We start from the raw sequence: 8,795 nt of genomic DNA, 5'->3' as shown, positions 1-8,795 counted from the left end.
GATCGATCAGTTCCGCGACCAGCTGCGCCAAGTGTTGGGACAGATCCCGATGTGGCAGCGGGAGCTGCGCAGCCGCTACAAAGAGCTGGAGCTAGAGGTGGTGGGGCTGGTGATTGAGCAGCTGATCGGCGAGCTGGCCAGTAAATATGCCGAACAGCATGAGCTGCTGAGCTACTTTGAGCGCCTGCACCGGGATCTTCTGCAGCAGATTGAACTGTTCAGCGGGACCGATGAGGAGAGGGAGTCCCCTCCAGGAGCGGATGCCCCCCGCTTCAATCGCTACAAGGTCAACCTGCTGGTGGACAATCGGGATGGCCCGGCGGTGCCGATCCTGCACGAGACCAATCCGACCTACCAGAACCTGCTCGGGCGGATCGAGCATATGGCGCGCCTCGGCACCATTGCTACCGACTTCACCCTGATCAAAGCGGGTGCGCTGCACCGCGCCAACGACGGTTTTCTGCTGCTGGAGGCAGAGAAACTGCTCGCCAACCCCTACGCCTGGGAGGCGCTGAAGCGCACCCTGAAATCCCGCGAGATCCGCATCGAATCCCTGGAGCGCCAGCTCAGCTTGGTCAGTACCACCAGTCTGGAGCCGGAGCCTATTCCCATCGACCTGAAGGTGATCCTGATCGGCGACCGCCACATCTACCATCTGCTGAAAGCCTATGATGCTGAGTTCAGTCAGCTGTTCAGGGTGGTGGCCGACTTTGCCGAGACTCTGCCGCGACAGCCGGGCAACGATCAGCGATTTCTGCGGCTGGTGGCTACTCTGCAGCAGCGTGAGGGGTTGCGGCCGATCGAGCGTATGGCGGCAGCGCGGATAGTGGAGTGGGCGGCGCGCCGCGCCGGCGACGGTGCTCGGCTTTCGCTGCACATGGGCAGTCTGGTTGATCTGCTGCAGGAGGCTGACTATTGGAGCGCCAGGGAGCAAAAAGAACAGATCGGCGTGGCGCAGCTGGAGCATGCTATCGAGCATCAGCAGAGACGTGTTGGTCAGCTACAGGAGCGTATGCAGCAGGAGATCCTCGACGGCATCCTGATGATCGATACCGACGGCATTCAGCTGGGCCGGGTCAATGGCCTGTCGGTGATCCAGGTGGGGGATTACAGCTTCGGTATGCCGAACCGCATCAGCGCCACCGCGCGCATCGGCAGTGGCGAGGTGATCGACATCGAACGCGAGGTCGATATGGGCGGGCCGATTCACAGCAAGGGGGTGTTCATTCTCTCCGCCTACCTCAACCGCCGCTACGCTCGCTATCAGCCGCTATCGGTCTCGGCGACCCTGGTGTTCGAGCAGAACTACGGTGAGGTGGAGGGTGACAGCGCCTCCGCCGGCGAGCTCTGTGCGCTGCTCTCAGCGCTCGGCGATCTGCCGCTGAAGCAGTCCCTGGCGATCACCGGTTCGGTCAATCAGCATGGTGAGATGCAGCCGATCGGCGGGGTCTGTGAGAAGATCGAGGGCTTCTTCGATATTTGCCAGGCGCGCGGTCTGGACGGCAGCCATGGAGTGATCATCCCGCAGGTCAATCTGCCCGATCTGATGTTGAAAAAGAGCCTGCGCGAGGCCGCTGCTGAGGGCCTGTTTTCTATCTATGTGGTGCGCCATGTGGAGCAGGCGATGGAGCTCTTCACCGGGATGCTGGCGGGGGTGGCGGATGAGCAGGGGGTCTACCCTAAGCAGACCGTCAACGGCAAGGTGCAGGTACGGCTGGCGGAGTGGTTTGCGCTGCGCCTGCAGCTCTCCGGTGGGCAGGGCTGAGTGCGCAATCTACTCGCCTGATTCGAGAACCCGGCAGCGCAGCCTGCCGCGGGCCAGCCTGGTCTCTATCTGATCGCCGACAGTGACCTTGGCGGCATCCCGCAGGATCGTCCCGTCTTCACTGCTGACAATGGCGAAACCCCGCTCCAGGGTGGTAAGCGGACTGAGGTTGTGCAGATCCCGGGCGAACTGGGCCAACCGTCCCTGGGCCTGTTCGAGTCGGCTCTCCATCGCCTGTTGCAGCCGCTGCTGCAAATGGTGATGTCTTTCGTCTAACGGTGCCAGCTGATGCGCTGGTGAGGCGCTCTGCAGCCGCTGTTGTAGATAGCTGAGGGCCAGCTGGGCGCGGCTCAGTTGTCGTCCCTGGCTCTGTTGCAGGCGTTCCGCCAGCTTCTCCATCCGTTGTTCAAATCGCACCAGGCGCTGCAGCGGGCTCTGTGGCTGCAGGCGCTGTTGCAGATGCGCCAGGTTGAGTCGGGCACTGTCGAGTTGGCGGGTCTGTTGTTGGCGCAGTCGCAGCCGCAGTTCGTCCAGGCGCTGGCTGAGCTGGCTCAGATGCTGCTGCGGGTGCTGCCGCTGCAGGCGTGCGCTGAGTTGTCTCAGCCGCTCTGTATGGCTGGTAGTGATGTGGCGCAGCCGTGTCTGGAGTTGTTGCTGGAGGCTGTTGAGGCGGCTGCGCAGCTCGACCTGCTCGGGGCTGGCCAGTTCGGCGGCGGCGGAGGGGGTGGCGGCGCGCTGATCGGCGACAAAGTCGGCGATGGTGAAGTCGATCTCGTGGCCGATGCCGGTGATCAGCGGGATCTGCGAGTCGAAGATGGCGCGCGCCACACGCTCATCGTTGAACGGCTGCAGATCCTCCAGGGAGCCGCCGCCGCGCGCCAGGATCAGTAGATCGCAGCGCTGCTGCCGGTTGGCCAGCTGCAGCATCTGTACGATCTGCTGTGCTGCCGTGTCGCCCTGCACCTGCACCGGGTGGATCAGCAGCGGGATCGCCGGGAAGCGTCGCGCCAGTACCGTCAGCAGGTCGCGCAGGGCGGCGCCGGAGGGGGAGGTGATCAGGCCGATCTGGCGGGGCAGCCTGGGCAGCGGTTGCTTGTGCTCGCTATCGAACAGCCCCTCGGCGGCGAGCTTCGCCTTGAGCCGGTCGAACGCCTGACGCAGCGCGCCTTCGCCGGCGGGCTCCATATGTTCGATGTTGAGCTGGAACTCGCCGCGCGCCTCATAGAGGCTGACCCGGGCGCGCACCAGCACCTGCTGGCCGTTTTGCGGCTGGAAGCGAAGCCGCTGGCGCTTGATACGGAACATCGCGCAGCGTACCTGGGCCACCTGGTCCTTCAGGGTGAAGTAGATGTGGCCAGAGGCGGGGCGCGCCAGGTTGGAGATCTCGCCCTCCACCCAGAGCAGCGGGAAGCTGCCCTCGATGACCGCGCGGCTTTCCCGCACCAGGCGGGAGATGGAGTAGATATCCCGGTTGGGCTTAAGTTGGCTGTTCATTGGTTGCGCGGCCGTTGCAGCGCCACTTTTTTGGCGGTATCGATGAGAAAGTGGCGCAGCAGGGCGTTGAGCTTCTCGGTGTCGACCGGTTTCAGCAGGTAGGCGTCCATGCCTGCGTCGAGGCACTCCTGCTTGACCTCTTCAGCGGTGTTGGCGGAGAGGGCGATGATCGGTAAGCGGGTGCCAGGCTTCTCCCGGCTGCGGTAGATGCGGGTGAATTCGATGCCGTCCATGTGCGGCATGCGAACGTCCACCAGGGCGAGATCGAAGCCGCTGGAACGGCTCAGGTCGAGGGCTTGTTTGCCGTCCTGCGCACGCTTTACCCGGTAGCCGGCCTTCGTCAGCATGGTATTGATCAGCTGAAAGCTGATGCTGTCATCCTCAGCCACCAGCACGTGGGTCTCGCGGGTGGCCTCCAGTAGCGGTACAAAGCCGCTCTCCAGGGCGAATTTCGAGTCTTCGTCCAGGGGCTGGTCGTCGATCAGCTGTTCGATGGCATGCCACAGATCGACCGGGTTGATCGGCTTGCGCAGGTTGAGGTTGTGGTTGTCGCTGCTGATCGCGTGGGTGAAGGTCAAAAACAGTACTGGCGCGCTCTTTCCCAGATAGTTGAGGAGCCGTTCGGCGCGTTCCTGGGTGTCATCGGTGGCAGGGGATTCTGCCACCAGCAGCAGGTCTACTGGATTGCCGTTGAAGCCGGAGTCTGGATCGATCTGGCGATTGTCGTAATGATCCAGCAGGATCACCTGAATGCCAGCCTGGCAGCAGTAGTCGACCAGTACATTGCGGCTCTCTGGCGAGGGCTCGGAGATGGCGACGGTAACCCCCTGTAGCGCCTCTGGAGGGCCGGGTGGGTCGTCCGGTATCTCTCTCAGGCAGGGTAGCTTCAACCAGAAGCAGCTGCCCCTGCTGGTCTCGCTGCCGAAACCGATCTCACCGCCCATCATCTTTGTCAGATCCCGTGCGATGGTGGTGCCGAGGCCGGTACCGCGGTACTCGCGGGTACGGGAGGAGTCCGACTGCCAGAATTCGTCGAAGATCCGGTTGCGCTTCTCTTTGTCGATGCCGATGCCGGTATCTTGCACCTCGAGCTGCAGATAGTGCTGTTCATCGTTATGCAGCGTCAGTGTGACGGTTATATGGCCAGAGGGGGTAAATTTGACCGCATTGCCGATCAGATTGTAGAGGATCTGGCGAAAGCGCAGTTCGTCGGCGAGGATCTCGTTCGGTACATTGGCGTCGATGCGGCAGACCAGCTCCACCCCCTTGCTGGCAGCGCTGGTGCCGAGGCCGCTGCAGACGTCGATGACGCAGCTGCGGAGATCGAACGCCGAGGGGTGCAGCTCCAGCTTGTTGGCGTCGATCTTGGAGAAGTCGAGGATGTCGCCGATCAATGCCGCCAAGGTGTCGGCGGAGGAGCTGATGGAGCTGATGTAGCCGCGCTGTTCGCGGTTGAGCCGGGTCGCGCCGAGCAGCCGGGAGAGGCCGATGATACTGGAGAGCGGGGTGCGCAGTTCGTGGGTCATGACCGCGAGGAAGTTGCCGCGGGCGCGGCTGGCAGCCTCGGCGGTCTGACGTGAGAAGTGTAGCCGGCGCAGCAACATAAACTGATAGAGTGGCAGGATGATCAGGCCAACCAGCAGGAACAGGGTGTAGAGAAAATGCTGCGACCAGCCGTCCATTAGGATGACCACCAAGCTGTAGCCGATGACACTGGCGGCGCAGGAGAAGAGCAGATTGTGGGTGCCGTAGCGGGTGCCTTGGGAGACGAATGACCAGAGGTAGATGAGGAAAAAAGGGCTGAAGGGGTTGCCGCTGAGATAGATGCAGAAGGAGGTGCCGCTGACATCCGCAAGTGCGGCGTGCAACTGCCGTCTGGGGTTCGCTTGGGGTGTCCATATGGTATGCAGCAGCAGCCCGATGAACCAGGCGAGATGAATGCCAAAAAAGAGGATGAAATCCTCCCAGGCAAAGGGAAATAGCTCGCGCCATCTGCCGATGATGAGCACGCTCGCCATCATCACCCAGGCCAGCAGCCGTACCACGGATGATTGCAGTTCATCGCTGTTGTGCAATCTCGTCAGTATGGGGTGGTTTGCGTGTGTGGGCATTGGGGCGACCTAGTCTCTACTCAGCCTCTTTCTATTGCGGGCAGTATATCCCGGATCTTTTCAGGATGGTTGATAGCGATGTTTTCCAGCTACCCTGCTGAGGTGCCTGTCGATGACCAGACCATTCAACCAGCCGATCTCTGTTTGAGAATTTTGGTCCGTGGCAGGTGATCCAGTTTACCGGTACCGTGGCAGATTCTATAATGCCCCGCCTGACCCACTCCGATGCGGAAGCGAAGACTATGCGTGTAATCGAGGATGCCCTCACATTTGATGATGTCTTGTTGGTGCCGGCCCACTCTACGGTGTTGCCCAACGATGTCGATCTGCGGACCAAACTGACCCGCGATATCAACCTCAATATCCCGCTGGTCTCAGCTGCCATGGATACGGTCACCGAATCCCGTTTCGCCATCGCGCTGGCGCTGGAGGGCGGTATTGGCATCGTTCACAAGAACATGACCCCGGAAGAGCAGGCCCAACAGGTCGCCAACGTCAAAAAGTATGAGGCGGGAGTAATCCGCAGCCCGATCACGGTGGCGCCCAATATCAGCATCGGCGAGGTGGTGGAGCTGACCAGTGCGCACAACATCTCCGGTGTGCCGGTGGTGGATGGCGACAAGCTGGTGGGTATAGTTACCGGACGCGATCTGCGTTTCGAGACCAAGATGGACGATCCGGTGCGCAACATTATGACCCGCAAGGATAAGCTGGTCACCGTCAACGAGGGCGCCGATCGTGACGAGGTGTTGCAGCTGCTGCACAAATACCGCATCGAGAAGGTGCTGGTGGTGAACGGTGAGTTCAAGCTGCGTGGCATGATCACGGTGAAGGATATCCAGAAGGCGAAGGATAACCCCAACGCCTGCCGCGACGATCAGGAGCGACTGCGGGTTGGCGCCGCGGTCGGCGTTGGCGCGGGCACCGAGGAGCGGGTCGAGCGGCTGGCCGAGGCCGGTGTCGATGTGATCGTGGTGGATACCGCCCACGGCCACTCCCAGGGGGTGCTCGACCGGGTCGCTTGGGTCAAGAAACACTATCCCGAGGTGCAGGTGATCGGCGGTAATATCGCCACTGCCGAGGCGGCCCAGGCGCTGGTGGATGCCGGTGCGGATGCGGTCAAGGTGGGGATTGGCCCAGGCTCGATCTGTACCACCCGCATTGTCGCTGGTGTCGGCGTGCCCCAGGTGACGGCAGTCTCCAACGTGGCGAAGCAGCTGGAGGACAGCGGCGTGCCGCTGATCGCCGATGGCGGGCTGCGCTACTCCGGCGATATCGCCAAGGTGTTGGCGTCAGGCGCCTACTCGGTGATGGTTGGTGGCATGTTCGCCGGCACTGACGAGTCGCCCGGCGAGGTGGAGATCTTCCAGGGACGCTCCTACAAGTCCTATCGCGGCATGGGCTCGCTGGGCGCGATGTCCGGCAAGCAGGGCTCCAGCGATCGCTACTTCCAGGAGAGCACCGACAAGGAGAAGCTGGTGCCCGAGGGTATCGAAGGGCGCGTCCCCTACAAGGGCTCGGTGACCAACATAATCTACCAGCTGGTGGGTGGTATCCGCTCCAGCATGGGGTACACCGGCTGTGCGAATCTCGATGAGATGCGCACCAAGCCGCGCTTTGTGCGAGTTACTGGCGCCGGCATGACCGAGTCCCATGTGCACGATGTGACCATTACCAAAGAAGCGCCCAACTACCGTCGGGACTGATTGACTGTAGGTCCGCCTTCAGGCGGACATCTCCGGCTAAAGCCGGACCTACGATACTGGATCGATCCAGAGAGGCACGAGGCTCGGGTTTTCGGTAGAAAACGCCCTGTAGCTTGGTGCCTTTCTGGTTTAAACGACTGGAAAAAACATGACCACTGACATCCACGCCCATCGCATCCTGATTCTTGATTTTGGCTCCCAATACACCCAGCTGATCGCCCGCCGGGTGCGCGAATCGGGGGTCTACTGCGAGATCTTTCCCTACGATAATGCGGGTATGGGGCTGGAGCACAAGCCCAGCGGGGTGATCCTCTCTGGCGGACCGGAGACGGTGACTGCCGACGAGGCGCCGCGCGCGCCGCAGCAAGTGTTTGAGCTGGGGGTGCCGGTGCTGGGCATCTGCTACGGCATGCAGACCATGGCGGCACAGCTGGGGGGTAAGGTGGCAGCCTCCGACAAGCACGAATACGGCTATGCTCAGGTGCGCGCCCACGGCCACTCCAAGCTGTTGAAGGATATCGAGGACCATACCAATGAACAGGGCTATGGCCTGCTCGATGTCTGGATGAGCCACGGCGATCGGGTCGAGGCGCTGCCACCCGGCTTCCATGTGATCTGCGAGACCGACAATGCGCCGCTGGCGGGGATGGCCGATGAAGAGCGTGGTTTCTACGGCATCCAGTTCCACCCGGAGGTGACCCACACCCGCCAGGGCAAGCGCATCCTCGATCACTTCCTGTTCCAGATCTGTGGTTGTGAGGCGCTCTGGACCCCGGGTCAGATCATCGAAGAGAGCATCACCCAGGTGCGCGAGCAGGTGGGGGATGCCCAAGTGGTGCTCGGCCTCTCCGGTGGTGTCGATAGCTCAGTGGTGGCGGCCCTGCTGCACCGGGCGATCGGCGATCAGCTGACCTGTGTCTTCGTCGACAATGGCCTGTTGCGGCTCCATGAAGGTGATCAGGTGATGGCGACGTTTGCCGAACACATGGGGGTGCGGGTGATCCGGGTCGATGCGGAGGATCGCTTCCTCAAGGCGTTGAAGGGGGTCTCGGACCCGGAGCAGAAACGCAAGATCATCGGCAACCTCTTCATCGACATCTTCGAGGAGGAGGCGAGCCGGCTGGAAGATGTGGCCTTCCTCGCCCAGGGCACCATCTACCCCGACGTGATCGAGTCCGCCGGCGCCGCCTCCGGTAAGGCCCACGTGATCAAGTCACACCACAATGTGGGTGGCCTGCCCGACTACATGAAGCTGAAGCTGGTGGAGCCGTTGCGCGAGCTGTTCAAGGATGAAGTGCGCAAGATCGGTGTCGAGCTCGGTCTGCCCTCCGAGATGATCTATCGCCACCCCTTCCCAGGGCCGGGACTGGGGGTGCGCATCCTCGGCGAGGTGAAGAAGGCGTATGCTGACATCCTGCGTCAGGCGGATCACATCTACATCGAGGAGCTGCGCAAGCACAACCTCTACGACGAGGTGAGTCAGGCGTTTGCGGTGTTCCTGCCGGTCAAGTCGGTGGGCGTGGTGGGCGATGCGCGCCGCTACGAATACGTAGTCTCGCTGCGCGCGGTGAAGACGATCGATTTCATGACCGCCAGCTTCGCCCATCTGCCGTTCGATTTTCTCGAAGAGGTGTCGCGCCGCATCATCAACGAGGTGACGGGGATCTCGCGGGTCGCCTACGATATCTCAAGCAAGCCGCCGGCGACGATCGAGTGGGA

General features: G+C 62.0%; 5 protein-coding genes. 3 read left to right on the top strand and 2 right to left on the bottom strand.

Annotated elements, in window-relative coordinates; translation table 11 throughout:
• A partial coding sequence (locus tag RIFP1SYM_RS14605) for a Lon protease family protein (protein WP_039960634.1) occupies nucleotides 1-1,765 on the top strand: 1,765 nt, incomplete at its 5' end.
• Nucleotides 1,766-1,774: 9 nt separating this feature from the next.
• Here the strand turns inward: RIFP1SYM_RS14605 and xseA are convergent.
• Nucleotides 1,775-3,259 (bottom strand): exodeoxyribonuclease VII large subunit, encoded by a 1,485-nt coding sequence (xseA, locus tag RIFP1SYM_RS14600; RefSeq protein WP_039960632.1) that lies wholly within the window; start codon nucleotides 3,257-3,259, stop codon nucleotides 1,775-1,777.
• On the bottom strand, nucleotides 3,256-5,370 hold the full coding sequence (locus RIFP1SYM_RS14595; RefSeq protein WP_005966157.1) for an ATP-binding protein: 2,115 nt from the start codon (nucleotides 5,368-5,370) through the stop codon (nucleotides 3,256-3,258). Before RIFP1SYM_RS14595 ends, xseA begins: the two co-directional genes overlap by 4 nt.
• Before the next feature lie 242 nt (nucleotides 5,371-5,612).
• Between RIFP1SYM_RS14595 and guaB the strand changes: the two genes are divergently transcribed.
• Together guaB and guaA are read left to right on the top strand one after the other, a co-directional pair.
• Nucleotides 5,613-7,076 carry an IMP dehydrogenase gene (guaB, locus tag RIFP1SYM_RS14590; protein WP_039960636.1) on the top strand — a complete coding sequence of 488 codons (1,464 nt, stop codon included), beginning with the start codon at nucleotides 5,613-5,615 and terminating at the stop codon, nucleotides 7,074-7,076.
• A 148-nt stretch (nucleotides 7,077-7,224) separates the two neighbouring features.
• A partial coding sequence (guaA, locus tag RIFP1SYM_RS14585; RefSeq protein ID WP_039960631.1) for a glutamine-hydrolyzing GMP synthase occupies nucleotides 7,225-8,795 on the top strand: 1,571 nt, incomplete at its 3' end.

It is taken from the genome of endosymbiont of Riftia pachyptila (vent Ph05) (assembly GCF_000224455.1).
Classification (GTDB): Bacteria; Pseudomonadota; Gammaproteobacteria; order Chromatiales; family Chromatiaceae; genus Endoriftia; species Endoriftia persephonae.
The sequence above is the reverse complement of the archived record's forward strand: the minus strand, read 5'-3'. Positions and strand labels throughout refer to the sequence as shown.

Coding starts and splice junctions, on each gene's coding strand:
- xseA (WP_039960632.1), bottom strand. CDS start 3,259: ATGAACAGCCAACTTAAGCCCAACCGGGATATCTACTCCATCTCCCGC.
- guaB (WP_039960636.1), top strand. CDS start 5,613: ATGCGTGTAATCGAGGATGCCCTCACATTTGATGATGTCTTGTTGGTG.
- RIFP1SYM_RS14595 (WP_005966157.1), bottom strand. CDS start 5,370: ATGCCCACACACGCAAACCACCCCATACTGACGAGATTGCACAACAGC.